General features: G+C 44.8%; 20 protein-coding genes and 1 pseudogene. 9 read left to right on the forward strand and 12 right to left on the reverse strand.

The features are described 5' to 3' along the window. The first annotated feature begins 228 nt into the window (after positions 1-228). Entirely contained in the window at positions 229-648 is a 420-nt protein-coding gene (locus H6G03_RS32800) for a hypothetical protein (protein WP_190474304.1), read from the forward strand. Positions 649-709: 61 nt separating this feature from the next. On the opposite strand, the gene H6G03_RS32805 is transcribed toward H6G03_RS32800, so the two are convergent. The 4 genes from H6G03_RS32805 to H6G03_RS32820 all read right to left on the reverse strand — a co-directional run bounded on the left by H6G03_RS32805 (position 710) and on the right by H6G03_RS32820 (position 2,942). Continuing rightward, positions 710-1,126 (reverse strand): thiol-disulfide oxidoreductase DCC family protein, encoded by a 417-nt coding sequence (locus tag H6G03_RS32805; RefSeq protein ID WP_190474306.1) that lies wholly within the window; start codon positions 1,124-1,126, stop codon positions 710-712. Positions 1,127-1,228: 102 nt separating this feature from the next. Then, on the reverse strand, positions 1,229-1,747 hold the full coding sequence (locus H6G03_RS32810) for a hypothetical protein (RefSeq protein WP_190474307.1): 519 nt from the start codon (positions 1,745-1,747) through the stop codon (positions 1,229-1,231). After that, positions 1,744-2,259: a hypothetical protein gene (locus H6G03_RS32815; protein WP_190474310.1), complete on the reverse strand. Its 516-nt coding sequence runs from the start codon at positions 2,257-2,259 to the stop codon at positions 1,744-1,746. Before H6G03_RS32815 ends, H6G03_RS32810 begins: the two co-directional genes overlap by 4 nt. 188 nt (positions 2,260-2,447) lie before the next feature. Next, positions 2,448-2,942, reverse strand: a complete 495-nt coding sequence (locus H6G03_RS32820) for a hypothetical protein (RefSeq protein ID WP_190474312.1) — start codon at positions 2,940-2,942, stop codon at positions 2,448-2,450. Positions 2,943-3,110: 168 nt separating this feature from the next. Here H6G03_RS32820 and H6G03_RS32825 point away from each other — a divergent pair, with 168 nt between their 5' ends. Continuing rightward, positions 3,111-4,817: a potassium channel family protein gene (locus tag H6G03_RS32825; protein WP_190474341.1), complete on the forward strand. Its 1,707-nt coding sequence runs from the start codon at positions 3,111-3,113 to the stop codon at positions 4,815-4,817. A gap of 73 nt (positions 4,818-4,890) precedes the next feature. After that, complete coding sequence (locus H6G03_RS32830) at positions 4,891-5,955, forward strand: transporter substrate-binding domain-containing protein (protein ID WP_190474314.1); 1,065 nt, start codon at positions 4,891-4,893, stop codon at positions 5,953-5,955. Between the two features lie 94 nt (positions 5,956-6,049). Here the strand turns inward: H6G03_RS32830 and H6G03_RS32835 are convergent, their stop codons facing one another. The 5 genes from H6G03_RS32835 to H6G03_RS32855 all read right to left on the reverse strand — a co-directional run bounded on the left by H6G03_RS32835 (position 6,050) and on the right by H6G03_RS32855 (position 10,588). After that, complete coding sequence (locus tag H6G03_RS32835; protein ID WP_190474316.1) at positions 6,050-6,277, reverse strand: hypothetical protein; 228 nt, start codon at positions 6,275-6,277, stop codon at positions 6,050-6,052. A 268-nt stretch (positions 6,278-6,545) separates the two neighbouring features. Then, positions 6,546-7,418 carry an MBL fold metallo-hydrolase gene (locus H6G03_RS32840; RefSeq protein WP_190474318.1) on the reverse strand — a complete coding sequence of 291 codons (873 nt, stop codon included), beginning with the start codon at positions 7,416-7,418 and terminating at the stop codon, positions 6,546-6,548. 110 nt (positions 7,419-7,528) lie between these two features. Further along, on the reverse strand, positions 7,529-8,572 hold the full coding sequence (locus H6G03_RS32845) for an adenosine deaminase family protein (protein ID WP_190474320.1): 1,044 nt from the start codon (positions 8,570-8,572) through the stop codon (positions 7,529-7,531). 9 nt (positions 8,573-8,581) lie between these two features. Beyond that, a complete protein-coding gene (locus tag H6G03_RS32850; protein ID WP_206756660.1) occupies positions 8,582-9,310 on the reverse strand; it encodes a hypothetical protein in 729 nt (242 codons plus the stop codon). A gap of 390 nt (positions 9,311-9,700) precedes the next feature. Then, complete coding sequence (locus tag H6G03_RS32855; RefSeq protein WP_407650771.1) at positions 9,701-10,588, reverse strand: alpha/beta fold hydrolase; 888 nt, start codon at positions 10,586-10,588, stop codon at positions 9,701-9,703. 243 nt (positions 10,589-10,831) lie between these two features. Here H6G03_RS32855 and H6G03_RS32860 point away from each other — a divergent pair, with 243 nt between their 5' ends. The 4 genes from H6G03_RS32860 to H6G03_RS32875 all read left to right on the forward strand — a co-directional run bounded on the left by H6G03_RS32860 (position 10,832) and on the right by H6G03_RS32875 (position 15,931). Further along, positions 10,832-13,300: an S-layer homology domain-containing protein gene (locus H6G03_RS32860; protein WP_190474325.1), complete on the forward strand. Its 2,469-nt coding sequence runs from the start codon at positions 10,832-10,834 to the stop codon at positions 13,298-13,300. 298 nt (positions 13,301-13,598) lie between these two features. Continuing rightward, a complete protein-coding gene (locus H6G03_RS32865) occupies positions 13,599-14,330 on the forward strand; it encodes a dinitrogenase iron-molybdenum cofactor biosynthesis protein (RefSeq protein ID WP_190474327.1) in 732 nt (243 codons plus the stop codon). Positions 14,331-14,334: 4 nt separating this feature from the next. Next, entirely contained in the window at positions 14,335-14,979 is a 645-nt protein-coding gene (locus H6G03_RS32870) for a hypothetical protein (RefSeq protein WP_190474329.1), read from the forward strand. A 190-nt stretch (positions 14,980-15,169) separates the two neighbouring features. Then, complete coding sequence (locus H6G03_RS32875; RefSeq protein ID WP_190474331.1) at positions 15,170-15,931, forward strand: class II aldolase/adducin family protein; 762 nt, start codon at positions 15,170-15,172, stop codon at positions 15,929-15,931. On the opposite strand, the gene H6G03_RS32880 is transcribed toward H6G03_RS32875, so the two are convergent. The 3 genes and pseudogenes from H6G03_RS32880 to H6G03_RS32885 form a co-directional block, all read right to left on the reverse strand. Continuing rightward, the gene (locus H6G03_RS32880) at positions 15,928-16,968 is read right to left on the reverse strand and encodes a mechanosensitive ion channel family protein (protein ID WP_190474333.1); all 1,041 of its coding nucleotides are present in this window, start codon (positions 16,966-16,968) and stop codon (positions 15,928-15,930) included. The genes H6G03_RS32875 and H6G03_RS32880 overlap by 4 nt on opposite strands. Before the next feature lie 418 nt (positions 16,969-17,386). After that, positions 17,387-17,494 (reverse strand): annotated as a pseudogene (locus tag H6G03_RS39615) (RNA-guided endonuclease InsQ/TnpB family protein); the annotation flags it as partial. A gap of 66 nt (positions 17,495-17,560) precedes the next feature. Further along, positions 17,561-17,731, reverse strand: a complete 171-nt coding sequence (locus tag H6G03_RS32885; protein WP_190474335.1) for a hypothetical protein — start codon at positions 17,729-17,731, stop codon at positions 17,561-17,563. Between the two features lie 131 nt (positions 17,732-17,862). On the opposite strand from H6G03_RS32885, the gene H6G03_RS32890 reads away from it, so the two are divergent. Together H6G03_RS32890 and H6G03_RS32895 are read left to right on the forward strand one after the other, a co-directional pair. Further along, positions 17,863-18,027 (forward strand): hypothetical protein, encoded by a 165-nt coding sequence (locus H6G03_RS32890; protein ID WP_190474336.1) that lies wholly within the window; start codon positions 17,863-17,865, stop codon positions 18,025-18,027. A 150-nt stretch (positions 18,028-18,177) separates the two neighbouring features. Continuing rightward, a partial coding sequence (locus tag H6G03_RS32895; protein ID WP_190474339.1) for a hypothetical protein occupies positions 18,178-19,204 on the forward strand: 1,027 nt, incomplete at its 3' end.

Genomic DNA, 19,204 nt, shown 5'->3' on the forward strand with positions numbered 1-19,204 from the left:
GGCTATTAGAAAAAGTCAAAATTTTTCCTCTTTCCTCTTTCCTTTTCCCTCTCCTCTCTCTTCTCTCACCCTCCTCCCTCTTCCCTCCTCCCTCCTCCCTCTTCCCTCTTCCCCTAGCCCCTAACCCCTAGCCCCTAGCCCCTACTTGAGTTGCGAAATTAGAAATATCTTGTTACACTAATTCGCCAAAATGACAGCAATATCTTCAGTCTAAGGAAGACAAATCTTGTGAATGCAGCTCAAAAAGCCACCAACATTGAACTCGCCACTAAGATTGCTGCCGTGGTTAACTTGTTTAAGTCGAAGTTTCCCGACGCTAAGGCAGATTTAAAACCCTGGCACAACGATCCCGATACCAGGGAGTTAGTCGATCCCGATTCGATCGATATCGGTTTTCATTTTCCTGGCTGGAGCAGACGATCGCAATGTCGCAGCATTTTGGTGCAAATTCGTTTTTACGAAGATCCTGTTGAAGCCTATCGTCGGGTGATTGGCGTCGAAATAGCTGGATTTAACCATGAAGGATTGGCTTGGCGTCTCTCTACTGTGGAAAATTGGAGTATAGTCGGTGATTCTATACCGATTACGGAGGTGGCAGAAAAGTTAAAAGATTTTTGCAGACAAGTTTTTGAATTATTTAACAGTTAACTCGTATACCGTTTGGCGTTACAGTTGCTCTCAAATTGGTGGGCAATGCCCACCCTACGCATTAATTAGCGCAATTTCCGGTGGAACTGCAACCGATCGGATAGGCAGATTGATATGTTGTGCCGCGTTTGCCGAATAAAGTATAGCGATTGTCGCGGATTTGTTCGTAAATGCGATCGCCCGCCCACTTGACCCCAGGCAAAGCTCGATATGCTTCCACAAAAATGCTTCCCATTGGCAATAAGCGCCCAATTTCTTCAGCAGCAGCACTACCTTGCCAGCGTTTTTCCGGTGCATCTGCGTCTAGCAAAATCATCCCCATTTCGCAATCTTTGGAAGTAATCCCAAATCGATTCAGACTTTCCGTATCCTGCATCGGCGTATACTTAAACATTTTGCCGTTGTCTAAGCTTTCTAGCAGTTGCACTAGGGTAACGCAAAGATTGCAGTTGCCGTCGTAAATGACATTGTAATTCATACCAATAACTGCTTTACTAAAAAACTATGCCGAACGTATGTCTTTTTAAGATTTTAGCATTAGTCATCGGTCATTCGTTTAAACCCAATGACCGATGACAATCTAATCAACAAACTGTACGACAGCGTATGGACGCAAACCCAATATTTTTTCTTCTTTTATTCCCGCGCCAAAACCATCTGGTATGTTTGTGATATCGATAGTAAAATAAACATTTCGATTTTGAAATCGAAATTTGTAACTAGCATCTAAACTGTTCGGGTCAGTGGTAAAATTAGCTTGTCCGACACAAGAGGTATAGGGCGATCGCAGTGGCGCTTGATATTCTACAAACCTAAAGCGCTTCGTCGCTACCTTGGCTGGCCCTGCTATAGGTAAAGTGTCAGCAATTACAATATTTTCAATATTATATATTTCCTGCATATAAGCAAAAGAGATAATCCAAATCCCCACATTTTTGGGGCAGTTACCCGCTTGGCTTATAACATTCAACACTTTATTTGGTGTAGGGTTTGACCGAACTTCCGTTATTGATTGTGCTTGAGTATGAAGACTGCTTATCGATACCAATAGAAACAAAATAATTCCCAATATTTTAGCAAGTTTATCTGTATATTTCATTTTGGTTCAACCGGAATAGCTTTTTCTTGCCATCTTACAGCAGGAAGGGAAGACAGAACATTTTTATATGTAATTTCAGATAAGTTAGTACTATAATCTGGCCCCAACTGCACGCGAAAAGTCACATTTTTGTTTTGAAATTGGAAAGTATAGTATGCTCTTTCATCAATAATATCAGAAATAGCGTCGCCGACACAGGAAGCAAAGTTACTTTTTAACGGCGCTGTGAATTCCGCAGATTTGTGGTTCGATCGCAGCAAACGGGCAGCACCTGCGATCGCCGAAATATCTGCAATCACAGTATATACTTGATTGCCTTGATATTCACCAACCAAAGTCCAAAGTTTTAACGCATTGGGGCAGTTTCCCGTCCGACGCCTTATCTTGAAAGTAGTATCCGGTGGATAGGGCGGTATAGTAGGCGGCGGGAGAGTCTGGCAAGACGCTTCTATTACCGCCAGCAACACCCATAGATAAGCCAAAAATATTCTAGTTACCAACAATTTTTTCATAAAAAATCAATCCAAATATTCGAGATTTTTGTACATAATTGATGCTTGATAGGAATGAAATATCTGCACAGCTTCGCTAATCAATAGACATCTCCAAAAATTCTTGTGGGGTAGGCATCCTGCCTGCCTTTAAGATTGTTTTGGAGAAAATCTCTAATCTCGATCTCTGTCCGCACAAAGTATATTAATTAGTCTGCGATCGCCCATCTGATCGCCGGACGCGAAGACACTACATTTTTGTAGCTAATTTCGGAAGGATTGCTGGGCGTATCAGGTGGCAACTGAACGCGAAAAGTAACATTTCTATTTCGGAATTGGAAACTGTAAAGATTCTCTGTCTCTTCCTTAGATGTAGCTTGACCGACGCAAGAGGCAAAGTTGCTTTTTAACGGCGCTGTGAATTCTGCTAACTTTTTAGTCGATCGCACCAAACGGGCAGCACCTGCGATCGCAACTGTATCCGCAATGACAGTAAATTCACCGCCGCCTTCGTATTGGCGAAGCGAAGTCCAAAGCTTGACGTTACTCGGACAATTACCCGACTGGCGCGTCACACCGAACACTGTATTGGGTGGAGTGCGGGGGACAGAAGGAGGTCTTTGGTTTTGCGTCATTGCCGGTGCAGCAACAAGAATTGTTGACAATATGCCAAAGGTTACTGTTATTTGAGCTACATTCTTCATAATTTTTCCCGAATTTTGGATAAACAGGCTTACAGAGACGATCGCAATGCACCTAAAGTTTCATACATCTCCAGTAAGGTGTTTTCAGCTACAAACCTAAAAGCAACAGCAGTCGATAATAAATATTTGCTTAAAAAGCAGCTGCTCTCTTCTCCTATTTTTACCAACATGAAACCCCGAATCATCGTCTGCGGCTTGGGTTCTACTGGTTATAAAATATTCTCATTGCTGAGGCAACAAGGAGCGTATGTTATTGGCATCCACGATCGGCCCATCCCTGGAGAAGATCGCGATGTTGTCGTCGGAGATCTCAAGGCAGCTTCCACGTTAAAAACAGCCGGAATTTACGAAGCACATACTTTAGTTCTGGCAGGAAACGACGAAGCGCTAAATTTGGCAATCCTTACCCAAGCGCGAGTTCTCAATCCTCGCATTCGCGTGATCAACCGCTTGTTCAATACTAGCTTGGGCGATCGACTCGATAAAATCCTCGCCGATCACGTTAGCATGAGCGTTGCCGCCTTAGCAGCGCCGACTTTTGCTTTTGCTGCCTTGGGAAATAAAGCGATCGGACAATTGCGGCTGTTTAACCAAACTTGGCCCATTCACGAAGAATACATTCACGAACACCACCCCTGGAAAAATCGCCGACTCAGCGAACTGTGGGAGGATCGTTCCCGAATGCTGATTTACTATCTGCCACTCAAAGGTCAGATCGATTTGGTTTCTGCCGTCATCTGCGGACAGCAACTGCAAGAAGGCGATCGACTCATCATCGGCAGCAAACCTAGCATCCGCAACCATCGTCAATCTTGGCTTCAGAAACTGCTCAAAGTAGTCACTAATTTGCGACAATTTAAGCAACACGCTCAAGCTCTAGCTGTAATAACTATTGTACTTTTTGCCACAATTTTTATCTCCACACTCACCTATATTTTGACCGATCTGCAAACACCTTTTATCGATGCCCTCTATTTTTCCGTTGGCATGATTAGCGGTGCTGGGGGTAACGAAAAAGTAGCAGAAAATGCCCCAGAAAGCATCAAACTATTTACAGTATTCATGATGCTGCTGGGGGCAGCAACCCTGGGGATTTTCTACGCACTGCTTACCGATTTCGTCTTAGGAACCCGCTTCAAACAATTTTGGGACGCCGCACGGATTCCCCATAAAAACCACTACATTATCTGCGGACTCGGCGGCATCGGCGTGCAAATAGTCAATCAACTCCACAATCACGGGCATGAAGTAGTCGTCATCGAAAAAGATCCCAACAATCGTTTTTTCAACTCAGTTCGTTCTTTAGGCATACCCGTAATTTTGGGAGATGCCAGTTTATCTGACAACCTCAAAACTGCCAACCTGGAAAAAGCAGACGCCCTCTTGGCAGTTACCAGCAACGATATGGCAAATTTAGAAATTGCCCTAACCGCCAAAGGAATGGCACCTAAATTGCCAGTCATAGTGCGAAATCAAGAACCACAATTTGCTAGCACCATACAAGAGGTATTTGAATTTGAAGAAGTCTTGAGTCCCAGCGAATTAGCTGCACCCGCATTCGCAGCGGCAGCTTTGGGAGGACGTATTTTAGGTAATGGTATCACCGCCGATACCCTGTGGGTTGCCTTAGCAACAATGATTACTTCCGGGCATCCTTTTTGCGGCAAGCGAGTCAAAGATGCGGCAATGGATGCTGACTTCGTACCTTTGTATATCGAAACAAAATCCCAAACCATTCATGGCTGGGATTTATTGGAAACTGCATTAGGTGCTGGTGATATTTTATATCTCACCATGCCTGCAACGGGGTTGGATCGGCTGTGGCGCGTTCCTTCTCAGGTTCTCGCTAACTCAGATCGGGCGATCTCCACATAAGTTATAGCTAAGGTGACTGCTTAAAGTGTAAAATTTGAGACAAAATTCGTACAGTCGATTTCTCTTCAAATAAGTGTTGCCTTACAGAAAATTTTGCTTGTGGGGACTTGTGGCGCTGGGCTATGTGCTAGTTAGTCCCTCAGTTTTCGCTAAAACCCTGCGGGTGGGAACCAATCCCTTACCGCCTCTTGTGTTCGTCAAATCGACTCAGGAACAACCTGTCGGCTACAGTATCGAACTGTGGGATAAAGTTGCGCGGCAGCTTAAAGTGGAGTACGAATTCGTTGTGTTTGATTCTACAGCAGAACTTCTCGAAGCTGTTAAACTCGGTAACGTTGATGTTGGGATTAGTGGCATTACTATTACCTCCGATCGAGAGCAGTATTTAGACTTTTCCCAAAGTTATTACGAAACCGGACTGCAAATCTTGATCTTAGACCAACCTAAACATCCCATCCTGGCTTTTTTTCAATATTTTATATCTTGGACGACGCTGCAAGCTCTGGGTGTTTTATTGGTTGTATCTCTAGCAATAGCCCACTTAGTTTGGTTTTTTGAACATCGTTCCAATCCTCAAATGTTTGCGAAGAGTTATCTATTAGGAATTTGGGAAGCCTTCTGGTGGGCTATAGTAACAGCAGCAACAGTTGGATATGGTGACAGGGTTCCTAAAGGATTTATCGGCAGGTTAATTGCGCTGTTTTGGATGCTCTTTGGTATATTCATATTTGCCTATTTCACCGCTTCAATTACAGCTAATAAGATACAAGAGCAAATTTCTGGCCCCAAAGACTTGGATGGCAAACGAGTTGCAGTTATCGGTGGCACTACCTCTGCTAGTTATATGCAAACGCGACCTGTAAAGCTAGTGCGATTCAAGCGCTGGCAGCAAGCCTATGAAGCTTTAAATGCAGGGGAAGTTGACGCTGTTGTCGGTGATGCGCCAACTTTAAGATATGAGGCTGCCCGTACACCTGAATTTCGTGTGGTAGGTAGATTATTTAATCAACAAGATTATGGGATTGCCCTACCTACAGGCAGCACCTATCGAAAGCCGATCAACATCATTTTGTTAAAATTAAAGGAACAAGAAGATCTAAAAGTTCTAGCGCAGAAATGGTTCCCAGATAACGAGTGAGTGTATAGTTCGTAGTTCATTGAAGAGGCGATGAACCACGAACTACACTACCGGACAGGATGCGATCGCACCTGTCCGATTTCCCCCAAAATAATTACATTTTGCCTTTTTGCATTACTTCTTGCAGGTGTTGACGCACTTCTTGTACCTGCTGCATTTCTGATTGTTTCAGCTTTTGGAACAGTTCCGCACAAGGTTGAGAACCTGTTTGCTCTGCGTCTTGAATGTAACTATCGTATGCCTGAATTGCCTCAGCTTTGTTGTGCAATACTGTGAGCAAATCGTATTCAAGGTTGCTGATAGTTTGTCCGTTTGTGGCCATAATTTGAGCCTCCACTAGATTTCATAATCAACGTTGACTCACCTCCACCGGCAAATTCATCTGTCCAAAAGAGTAGAACTATAGGCTTGTATAGGGCTTAACAAGCAGCTATACAAATAAAAATCGTTCTCTTTCCCTATGTCGATTCAGTCTTGAGGATAATCGATCGGAAACCAAGTTTCTTTTATCGTTCAGCTCGATATTTCTTTACTCGCACCCAAAGAAAACCGGTTTCTGGTATTACTAAATTGATGTTTTGCCTTCTGGATCAATTTCTTTCCATCCAAGCAATACAGTTCTGCATCTGCTGGCGTACTGTCTCCGTGTCAGCGCGGTAGCGCCGTCCGTGACCGGGTAACACCCACTCAAATCTGTAGTTTGCCAATTTTTTCATGGATTTTAGCTGTTCTGTCCAGGAGTACCAGCAAACACTGCGAAAGGCAATTAGCTGATTAATTTCTGGAGACCAAGCGAGATGGTCGCCGCTAAACAGATATTTGTTTTTGTACAGCAAAACTGTGTGACCTTTGGTGTGACCGGGAACTGGGATAATTAAAAGGTCTGTCTCCAGTTTATACGGTTCCGAACTGGATAATTTGATTTCTACATCGCGAGTACCGGAATTAATTTCGTCCTGATGGAGGATGCGATCGCACTCAAAATGCTCTCTATATTTTTGATGATCCGCCACATCATCTCTGTGTGTGAGATACATATAACGAATCCCACCCATTTCCTCCAGTCGTTTAACTAATGGCGGTGTAAAGCGGGGAGAATCAACTAAGATATTGCCTTCGAGTCTAACAATCAAATAACTCGCAGCCGCGTAGGAATCCTCCGAGTGATAGCCGCAATGGTAAACATTTTCATCTACCAAAATAGGGAAAGTTTCCTGCGCCTCTTTTATATCTTTTGGTGTTTCAACTGTGCCGATCGAAGCCGTAGGACAAGAAAGCAACGCTTGGAGCGATCGCAACCTTTCTTCCTCATTTGCAGGTTGATGATACACTGCTGATTGTTCCCCCACACTAGCGAAGACTTCGGGAGCCATCCAGCGACAAGTATCGCAATCAATACAACTACTATCTACGTAAAAATCGCCACTCACATTTTCCGGGCGACGCTGATTAAGATGCGCCATAATTAAATCCGATCTTAATTTTTCAATAGCGGGCTGGTTATAATACAACAATAGCAAATCAATTTCATAAATTTAGTCGCGAGCGATCGCCAATGATTGTTTTATGCGATTTACTTAGTTGCCAAATTTACAAGCCATTCATCTAATTCTGTCAAAAAAGCCGATCGCGTTTCTTCTTCTACAATTGCTCCTTCAAAAGCATTGCGCGTCCATCGGCCTAAATCTGCAACAGTAACACCTCGTTCGCACATTAGGCGCACCATTTCTTCTGTTAAATTTAAGCCAAACCAAGTAGGATCGTCTGAGTTGACGGTAACAGCCACTCCGGCTGCATCTAATGCTAAAATAGGATGGTCTTGATAGGATGAAACATTTGCGAGACGTTCGTTAGAAGTGGGGCACATTTCCACTAGGATTTGGCGATCGCGCAACAATTCCACAACATCCGGATCTTGAATTGCAGAAGTTCCGTGACCGATTTGTTTAACCCCCAATCCTTCCACAGCAGCGCGAATTGTTTCAGGGCCAGTCATTTCCCCAGCGTGGACTTTGACTTTTTTTCCTGTGGCAAAAACTGGCGCAAATGCTTCTTTAAATATATCGGCAGGCCAACCGAATTCCGAACCGTGAAGATCGAATCCAGAGATAATTTTTTCGGAAATAACTTTTTGTACCCAATAGCTAGCACTTTCAGCACCTTCATTGCGATTGAGACCAGCAAACATTCTGATAATTGTACCGTGCGATCGCGCTCTTTCTACCTCTTCTTCCAAAAGTGCTAAAACGCGATCGAGAGAAGCGCCAACTCGCTCAACTAAAGGAACGTAAAAATCTAACTCTACATAACGAATGTTTTGTTCGATAAAAGCATCAAATACATCGCGAATTAACTCATTATAACCCGAAGGCGTCTGTAACCAAGGATGAATATAATCGCGAAACAATAAGCGAAATTCTTCAAAGTTAGCAAATCGGAAACTTTGTTCGTACCAAAAAGGAGACTCAGGTAGAACAATTCCTTTGTGCCGATGCCATACTTCTCGAACTTTTTGCCAGCGGGGTGCGCCTTCCAAGTGTATGTGCAGTTCAGCTTTTGGCATAGAGGAAATATCGGCAATGTTAGTTATTTCCTCTGGTTTGGTTACTTCTAACATGGTTTGATTCTATTTACCTCCCAAATAGTACGCTCTTGCAACAGGCAACAAAAATAGCAGTATTAAACCAAGAATAAAAGCCCAAAAGCTGAGGTTATAACCACCAAAATTATATGCGCTAAGACATATCAATAATACGCCAGATACAGAGGCAGGGAAACTAAAGCTATCGCCAGCCTCTTGGATATGTCTTCCCTGCTTAATAATTAACTCTTGTAAAAAATCTGAATAGCGAATCAACACAGGTACGCTAAAGGCTAGGAATAACGCAAGTGATGCAAAAAAACCAGGCTTATAAGCTTTCAATATTCCTGTTTCTGCCAAAAATATAAATATCCACAGCCCTATCCCTGTTAAAAGAGATTGCCAAATCACTATATACCAAGGAGTTTCTTTTTGCTTCGCGTTGTAAATATTAATAAATAAAAACATCGAAAATGCTATTGTAAATGGAAATAAATCAGGTTTGTACTCGATAAGCTTATCTATCAAATTGAAAAAATCTATATCCTTGAGCCATAAAAGACTCCATATTAAAATACCTATAACACTAGCTTGCCAACGAATTGGGCTATCTTTTGGGCGGACGATATCGGCTGGATTGGCGGTAGGCAAAAATCCTATCTCCTCTATGCGATCGAGAATCTCTGAACTGGGGGGAAACCCTCCAAATAGGATTTCTGATGGATACCTACATACAGTGTGCTTGATACAAATAGCACCTGAGTCTATTTCCAAATATGCAACCTGATGAGGATAAAACTTGTACGTTTCAAAGCAGAAGTGAAGAGTCAATTTATTTGCGCTGACAAATAGAGTGGCAAATGGGAATGTTCCTCTCGTTTTGCCAACTGTCGCGCCTCCCGCGAAACTCAGCAACCTTTGTCTATTTCTCCGCTTCATGGAAAGTTTTCCTGTGTCTGCGTCTCATCTACCTCTAGAGCGCCAGTCCAGTAAAAAATCAAAGGCAGAATAAGCAAAATATGTGGTGCGTAGGAGCAAACGCGAGTGCGTGCCGTAAGCATTAGCATTCGAGCGACAATCGAACGTGAGTGCGTGCCGTAGGCAATCGCGTTCGCATCTCCATTTTCCCATAAGTAAGGTGGGCATTGCCCACCCTACTTTTTATTAAAGTTCAGCTAGCCAATCCAAAATCAACCCATTCACAATATCCGGTCGTTCGTCGTGAGGACAGTGACCGGTATCGGGAATCGATACAAACTTAACAGGTTGACCGTTGTCACTCAATTCCCTGTAAATTGTTGCGCCTTTAATCGGTGTCCAAGGGTCTTTTTCTCCCCAAAGAACCAGTAATGGATGCTTGACTTTTGGCAACAATTCTGATGGGCTGGGGCCGGGAGGTGCGGTGAGGATGGAGGCAAAAACCTGCTGTGCGCCAGTATCGCAGGAAGGATCGTAAAGCATATCCACCAATTCGTCCGTGATGGCTTCCCGGTTGAAGTAAACTTGCTGGAGGGTGCGACGGATGCGGTGTTTCTGACGGATGCGGTTAAATAGAAACGGGCCAAAAACTTTGGAACTCACCACCTTGGTAAAGCCTGCCATCACCAACCGCAATGGTAAATTTAATTCGTGGGGGCGATGATTGAGTCCGCCAGCGCAGTTGATGAGGACAGCACCAGCAGAAATTTCCGGCTCGTCTGCCACCATCATTAAACTGAGTAAAGCGCCGATCGAATTGCCCACAAATACGGCAGGTTCCTGAATGTGCGACGAACAGAAATCTTTGAGCAGTTCTACCCACAAATCCAGGCTGTAATCCAGCGATGGCTTATCGGAAGCGCCAAATCCCAGTAAATCGAGCGCAAAGACTCGGTAGCCACCGGCGGCAAGTGCGGGAACATTTTGACGCCAGTGTCCGATCGAAGCACCAAAGCCGTGAATCAGTACTAACGGGCGTCCGCTGCCCATGACGGTGTACTGTATTTTATGGCCTTTCCAATTCCAGGTGAATTTTGCCAAAGTGCTGGCAACTGCCAACTGTTGCGTCATCACAGTTTTTTATGAAGATTCGTAAACTATGTTTTTTATATGATAATATCTCTTGACTTAAGAATTAATTCGAGGCGCTTTTAAGAGGTTTGAGATCGATCGAGCCATTTTGGATTGGTAGGCATAGTAGTAGGGGAGCAGCTACGCCGATAGGGAGAGGGGGAGGGGGAGATGGGGGAAGATTTTTCTTAGTCTCCCGGTCACCAGTCCCCAGTCAACAATCACCAAAATCTGCGTAAGTGCTATATGAATAAGAATTTCTTGGCTGTACTTGGGAAGATTGTTTTTGCGGCGACGAGTTTGGGAATATGGGCGAGTGCCGAAGTGGCGATCGCTTATGCAGCAAGCGCTTCTACATCGCCAACTAACCCAGCGGTAGCCGCACAAGTTTTAGCAGAACAACCAGCGAGGAGAGAACCTGCACGCAGAAGAGAAGCGACTCCCACGAGAGAACCCGCACGCAGAAGAGAAGCGACGCCGACGAGAGAACCCGCACGCAGAAGAGAAGCGGTACAAAATAACTTCGATCTTCCAGAAGTTATTACCAATGGTGTTTTAGAGAATTTATCCCAACAGACGGGAATGGAAATATCTGCTTTGCGGATCGTCGCCGCGCAACAGGAAACTTGGCCGGATGGTTGTTTGGGGATAGCCAGTCCCGGTATTGTTTGCTCTAAGGCTTTGGTTCCCGGTTGGCGAGTGGTAGTAGGTAGCGATCGCCAAAGCTGGGTTTACCGCACTAATCTTACAGGTTCCTTAATCAAGTTAGATCCAACTGCCAGCGAGAATGTAGCGGCGACTCCACCTCCCCCTCTTCCTCGTGCGTCTCAACCAACTCGCCTGCCCGCTCCTCCCTCACGCAGACAAACAACAGCAAGTGCTTCTGGGCAATCAGGAGAGCCATTGCCTCCCGTTGAGCTATCTCAAAGTGAGATACCCCAAAGCGAGGGAAGTACTTTGATTGAGGAGCCAGCTGCTGCATTAGCTGATGCCAATAGGTCGGTTCAGCGCCGCAATGAAGCCACGCCACCGCGTCCGCAACCGCCTTCCCGCCTAGAAGAGCCCACGCCACCGCGTCCGCAACCGCCTTCCCGCCTGGAAGAGCCCACGCCACCGCGTCCGCAACCGGTTTCCCGCCTGGAAGAGCCCACGCCACCGCGTCCGCAACCAGTTTCCCGCCTGGAAGAGCCCACGCCACCGCGTCCGCAACCGCCTTCCCGCCCGGAAGAGCCCACCCCACCGCGTCCGCAACCAGTTTCCCGTCCGCCTCAACAAACCACTGCAATAGCTACACCTCCCCGGCGCACAGCCCCGCCACCTCCACGCCAAAATGGCACGGAAAACAGAAGCGGTTTCAGTTTGATGATTCGACAACCATTAGAGACGCTTCCGAATCCGATCGCTCGCGTTTCCCTCAAATCTAAAAATGGCAACAATTACGCACCGGAGCGGTTAATCGGCGATTATCGATATCGGCTGGATCGACGCGCTCAATTTAGGGGAGGGATGAATGCAGGCGATCGCATTGTTGTGCGCCTGTACGATAACGAGAATCGCTCGATCGGCTATAGCGAATTTGAACTTTTGTCAGAAAACGCGGCAGTTAACTTAATTCTCCCGGAACGACCGCTTCTTTACCGTATGGTGCGGACTCTCTACGGCATTGACGCCGATCGAGATGGCAACATGGATGAAGGCACGAGCTTTTACGATTACTACACTATCCTCACCGGTACAAGACCGGGTGAGGAACGAGTCACTTTCCTCAACGGCGTTCCGAATACCAGCCTCACCTGGTTTCAAGTCGCCGGTTTACCCCTACCATCTCGCACAAGCGCTTACCCCGCTTCTTTTGGTAGCGGCGAATATGCAGTGACCAATCAGGCGATTAGCATTTTTCGCTCGGATATGCCTAGAGTTCTCACTGCTGCACCCGGTAAGGAGAGTCGAATAACTAATGTCAGCAATAACTCTACGTACCAGGTAACGCGCAATTCGGTCAGTTCTCGATCGCCGCAAGACCCTCCAGCCCCGCCGCCGCAATTGCAGGTGAGTTTTGCCGATGTACCATCAAATCATTGGGCTAGAGGTTTCATCGCAGAACTGGCGCGTCAAGAAATTCTCCAAGGTTTTCCCGATGGGCTGTATCGTCCCAACGCTCCCGTGACGCGAGCTGAATTGGCTTCGATTTTGCGAAAAGCTTTCGATCGAAATAAAATTCGCGATGTCGTCGCTTTTAAAGATGTGCCGACTAACCACTGGGCTTATCCTGCCATTCGGGAAGCTTACGAGATGGGTTTCTTGGAAACTAATTCCACTCAAGGTTTCAGTCCCGACCAAAAAGTCTCTCGTCTTGACGTTTTGGTCGCTTTGGGCAGAGGACTTAAGTATTCTGCTGGGGGTTCTGTCGATAGCGTTCTGCGCGTGTATAGAGATGCCTCCTCGATCCCAAGAAGCGATCGCGATATCATCGCCGCCGTTACCCAGCGGGATATGGTCGTAAGTTATCCCAACGTCAACTATCTGTATCCCGGTCGGCTCGCAACCAGAGCTGAAGTGGCTGCTTTAATTTATCGGGCTTTGGTCAGTATTGGCAAAGCTGAGGAAATTGTTTCCCCCTATGTGGTGGTAGCAGAATCTACCCCCAATAACACTCAAGTTAGGGAAGGTTCGCGTTCCGATCGACAAAGAACCAATACTCGCGATCGACGTTAGAACGGGAGTTTAAACTGGATTTCGGTGCAAAACTCTCGATTTTTGAATTTTGCACCAAAATCTTGTCTAAACTCCTGTTTTGAAATAATTATCTTGCAAATAAAGCCATCTTTTTTCTCTCCATTAAAAATAATTTTTAGATACAATTATATATAATTATTAATCTTAATTTAAGAAAATAAATAAATTTGTTATTGAGTATTTTAGTATTGAAAAATACCGAATCATTAGGTTAATTCATGTCTAATAGTCAAACAATACCTTTGTTAATTTGTGAATCGTTTAGAGAGAATAAATAATGAGCGAACAGCCAATTGCAGATGAAGTGGCATTGCGGATTGCCTTGGCTTCAAGATTATTTCCCGAAATAAGTCTGAAAGAGTTTATAGAACTGTTAATGGATTATTTGGGGGGCAATATTGATGAAGTATCCTTAAGTCAAATCACAGTTACTAAGTTGAAAACAGCACTAGGACAAACCTATGAACTCGATGGAGAAGAACATGGAGAAGATGCTAATACAGAGACAATAGCTGTATTCAAAAAAGCGGTAAGAATTTTATGGGGTGAAACAAGTGAGAGTGACAAACTACCACCTATAGAACCTTATCAAGAAGGTGATATGCCTAATTCTATTCGTGTGGCTGTAGCATCTAATAACCGCGAAGAGTTAGATGGTCATTTTGGTTCGTGCCTGCGGTATTTAATTTATCAATTATCAGCGAAAGAAATACGGCTAATTGATATTCGATCGGCATTGGGAGCAGAATTATCAGAAGATAAAAATGCCTTTCGTGTGAATTTAATTAAAGATTGCGCTATTTTGTATATTGTCGCGATCGGGGGGCCTGCTGCTGCTAAGGTAGTTCAAGGCGGAATCTATCCGATGAAAAAGGAAGAAGGCGGTTTAGCAAGAAAAATACTGGCTGAATTACAACGCGCAATCACCACTTCACCACCTCCTTGGTTAGCAAAAATTTTAGGAGTTGCGCCCGGTGAGCAAGTCAAAAATTACAAAGCATTGGTATAAAATTATGTTATCACGTATCTTAGGAGCAACTCAATTTGACCAGCAGGTTCTCAACATTTCCTCCATCAATATTTGCGATCGAGAAAGTTATGTCGGTCAGGAAATGCGAAAGCGCTACAATGCTTGGAAAGATGAAAATGACGAACCCACTCAAAATCCTTGGGCACATCTGCATCAATTCACAATTTACGTCCCGCATCCCGACCAACTTTACGAAGAAATGACTTTAGAAGAAGGGTTAACCAAAGGTTACAACATTGAGGTTAAACTTGTCGAGGACAAAAGCGAATTACCTTACAAAATTCCCGCAGGCGGACATTTTGTTGTTGTGATGAAACAAAAAGGACTTGATGAAGATTTTGCTATTGCAGCAACTGGGATTTTTGTGCGTACCTTGGCTGTACTTTATCTCGACATTATTGTCGATCTGGAGAAAGGTGAATACCAACCGATTGCGGTTAAACATCCGATTATTAGGGATTACCCAATCGGTTGGGAAGATAAGTTGAAGCAGTTCCTTAACCAAGAGATTAAAGACGAGGATTTGCCCAATTTAGTTCAATACGTAGACCGAGCATTCAATCGGGATTATAGAGCGCCTGACTGGGATGAAATTAACCTCATGGCTACTAGGTTTGCGGGTGTTTGAGCAATCCGATCGGAAATTCGATCGAGCAGAAAGCAGCGCAGATTTTGATAAAATTGAAGCAGCATTCTCATCGCGGTCTTGTTGAACTAATAAGACCGTTATTTTCGATCTGTCTGAAACCTCCAGCCCTTTATTTCCCTTGGTTGTACGGTAAAATCGAAAATCTAAAACTGAAAATCTTATCAACCCCATGCCCGAATTAATTTTGCCCAAACCCCCTCAGTTTCAATCAAAACAAGAAGAACGCCTCTATCGCAAACAACACCTTGCCGCTGCCTTTCGCCTCTTCGCCCGCTACGGGTTTGATGAGGGTGTCGCCGGTCACATTACCGCTCGCGACCCCGAACTGCAAGATCATTTCTGGGTAAACCCGTTCGGGACGCACTTCGAGCATATCCGCGTTTCCGATTTGGTGCTTGTTAATAGTAAAGGTGAGGTTGTGGAAGGTGACAAGCCTATCAACGCGGCAGCTTTTGCTATCCACTCCCAAGTTCACGCAGCGCGTCCCGACGTGGTGGCAGCTGCTCACGCTCATTCACTTTACGGTAAAAGTTGGTCAACTCTGGGACGCCTTCTTGACCCCCTGACTCAGGATGCCTGTGCTTTTTATGAGGATTGCGGGTTGTTTGATGACTACACGGGAGTCGTACTGGAACCAAAAGAAGGCAAGCGGATTGCAGAGGCGCTAGGTGAGAACAAGGCGCTGATTTTACGCAATCACGGACTTTTAACTGTCGGTCACTCGGTTGACGAAGCGGCGTGGTGGTTCATTACAATGGAGCGATCGTGCCAAGCGCAGTTAATGGCTGAGGCTGTTGGCAAACCAATTGCGATCGCTCCCAATGTAGCACGCCTCACCTACAGCCAAATAGGTTCTCACTACATGGGTTGGTTTTCCTTCCAACCCCTCTACCAAACCATCGTGCGCCAGGAACCAGACTTGCTTAATTAGTTTGAAAACGGCTGTTCTGCGTAATAAACCGTGCGAGTCGGAAAAGGAATCACAATTCCTTCTTCTTGATAGCGGCGGTGCAATCTTTTAATAAACTCGTGCTTCACTACCCTTTGGTCGAGAAATTCATTCGCCCTCAAAAACACCGTGAAACGAATACTGTATTCGCTGAAAGTATGATATCGAATAAAAGGCTCAAACCCAAAAGCAGAACCGGATACTTTTTGCATCACCTCTTGCGCGACATCAAAAGTTACCCATTCCACTTGGTCAAGGTCGCTATCGTAACTGACACCTACCTCTACCAAAACTATGATCTCTTTGGCCGGTAAATGATAGTTGGTAAAAATAGCAGAAGCCAGTTTTGAGTTGGGCACTATTATAACGTTATGGGGCAACTCTTGGATGACTGTATTTCGCCAAGTGATATCCGTAACGTAACCTTCTTGACCCGTTTCTAGTTTGACATAATCTCCGGTTCTCACTTGTTTGGAAATAATCAAGTATAACCCCGAAAATAAATTAGAAAGGGTATCTTGAAACGCCAGCGCCACAGCTAAACCACCGATTCCCAAAGTAGCCAGAATTGGCGTGATGGAAAAGCCCAACGTTTGCAGGATCGTCAAAATTCCAAATACAAAAACGACGATCCTAGCCAGATTAGAAAGTAATGAAGCTGAAACTCCTTCTGTGCGCTGAGTAAAAATATTAACAAAACTAGCGGTCAATCTTGCTAAGGCTATTGTGACTGTAAATAGGAAAATAGCAGTGAGGATTTTTTGCAGGATGTCCGCTAAGATGTTGTCAATAACTTGACTTACCTGTAAACTAATCACAGCAGCATAAAATCCGGCAATTACAAACCAAATTTTAGGGATGCCGCGCAAAGATAAAAATAATATTTCATTTCCTGGCAACCGGGTTTTAGTCGCGAATCTTTTCAGTTTATTGAGAATAAATTTTTCAAAAATTAGTCCGGCAATAAATCCCAGGCAAACTAACCCTACAGGTAAGATCCATTTGAGATAGTCGTTCATACAAACAAACTTCCCCCAATTTGACAGGCGTTTAATAGCTTACCTTTAAACGCAGCCGATCGCCAGTACAGCACGGCACAAGTAATCCACTAGCTCGAAATAAGTTAAATGCCTGACGCTCACAGGATTTTTGACTTTTGACTGAGTGACTTTCGCGTAGCGCCGCTAGGGAAGTTTTTGCTTGAGTTGGCTGAGGTTTTCTGGACTGAGGATGACTTTCACTTCCAACTGTTGCTGGGGGTCTCGGAGAGTGAACTACCTACACTGACCTGATGGTGAGCGTGTAGGCTTCCCAATTCATTGGGGATTGCCTCAACCTTCGTAGATTTTTTACGTCCCGAAGATTTTGGTCTTACATCCCCTCCAAGGGCAGAAGAGCTAGTCCCTAACTCCAAAAGTCGCAAACCTTCATTTTTAATATTGATTGCTTACCATGCTTAGATTTAAAGTTAGGAAATTTAGTGCGTCCTTCAAAGAAGTTGACAAACGCGCTAGAAAGATTGAATGTGACTCGTTGCAAGAATTCCCTACATACATCTTCGGCGAGAACATATAAGAGTGCCTTTCACAGATTTTCTTTGGACTTTAGCTCTCAATTAGGCGTATTTATTACTTCCCTGACATCTGCCGCAGACGGAACTAATCGCTGTCGCCAAGTAATTTGCTTACCGTTGAGATTGGCAAACCATTGTTTGATTGTAGCGAAGTTATTGACGTTTTCGGGGTTTATGTTACCTTGTTGCCAGACAATTGTGTGTGCCATCAGATATTCCTGATGAATTGGCTGATTTGTTGGTTGCTAAACGGATTTTAGCGCACCATAACTCAGCGCTCAAAATTGTGGGTTTCTGAGTCAAAAAAATTAGCGATCGCTTGCCAAATTTGTTACTCTTTATGAATAAAATATCCGAAAAATTTGCCGATACAATTGGCAAAGATATGTATGTATCTGCTCGTTGTCTTCATTTGCCTACCCCACAGGAAGGCCACACCTACATCTGCCCAGAAAAATATCTAAAACTGACTGGCGACCGCCGCGATCGTATAGCCTCTTGGTAAGCTTATTTAAAGAAAGTCAAAAATTATTTGATTTCCTGACAGCTATTCTTATTTATGAATAAACATCTGTGATATAATGCAAGTCGTCTGCGCGACTGCTGTAATAGCAACGCTTTTTAAAACGTAAATTCTGATGCAAGGATGGGGTAGATGCTCTGGGGACTTTGGCACTGGCTCAAAAGCTTTTTTCAGCGCTTGTTTGGAACCTCTCCCCACCCGTTTTCGCAACGGGGAGGAAGCAGAACAGCTTCTCCTCAATTGATGGGAGGTGCCGGAGGGGCAAACTCAACTCTGACGGATGCAGACTATGAAGTGTTGTTCGTCCAACTCCTAGAGGGGGTAAGTGAAGGCTGGAGTCGCGGTCAAGTTTCCGGCTTTTTGATTGGAAAACGCATCGCCGAGGCTGAGTTGGTGCGATGGTTGCCTCGCTTTGGAGAAAGATTGCTGGAAGCACCCGAACAGCATCAGGAATTAGCGCGACGGATGGTGTGGCTGGGTCAACTTCGCGGGGGAGAATTAGGAGATGTTTCCCAACGAATCGGCAGACAGCTACAACAAGCACAGGTGTCCCCCTCTTCAGAATCTACCACCAGGGATGACGATCGCAGCAATAATATTTGGTATGGCGATGTTATAGAAGCTGACTTTGTGGGTGACGGTTTAACCCTGCCAGCCGATACAACTGCTGAAGTCGCCGCCTCCACAACTGAGGAAATTCCAGAAGCACAAGCTGTAAGCGCAGAATCACCCGATTTAGCCGAGCAAATTTCTCAACCATCGGCAACAGAAATAACTCCACCCCAACAGGCTATTGTCGAGGCATCGAGTAATCAATTAGATAGAGCAACAGCAGCCATAACAGAAGAGGAAGAAGTTGCCGAAATACCAGGGGATGCGTCGGTAAGTGTCTCAGCAGATGCAGATTTAGTTGAACCAGTCGCCGAAGTACCAGTAACAGCAACATCCGCAACACCACAAATTGTTGCACCAGCAATAAACCGATTAGATACGGAAGCAGAAGAGATAACAACTGAAGAGATAGTCGAATCTCCCGCAAAGGATGCGTCGGCAAGTGTCTCAGCAGATGCAGATTTAGTTGAACCAGTCGCCGAAGTACCAGTAACAGCAACATCCGCAACACCACAAATTGTTGCACCAGCAATAAACCGATTAGATA

The sequence above is a fragment of the Aerosakkonema funiforme FACHB-1375 genome (assembly GCF_014696265.1).
Classification (GTDB): Bacteria; Cyanobacteriota; Cyanobacteriia; order Cyanobacteriales; family Aerosakkonemataceae; genus Aerosakkonema; species Aerosakkonema funiforme_A.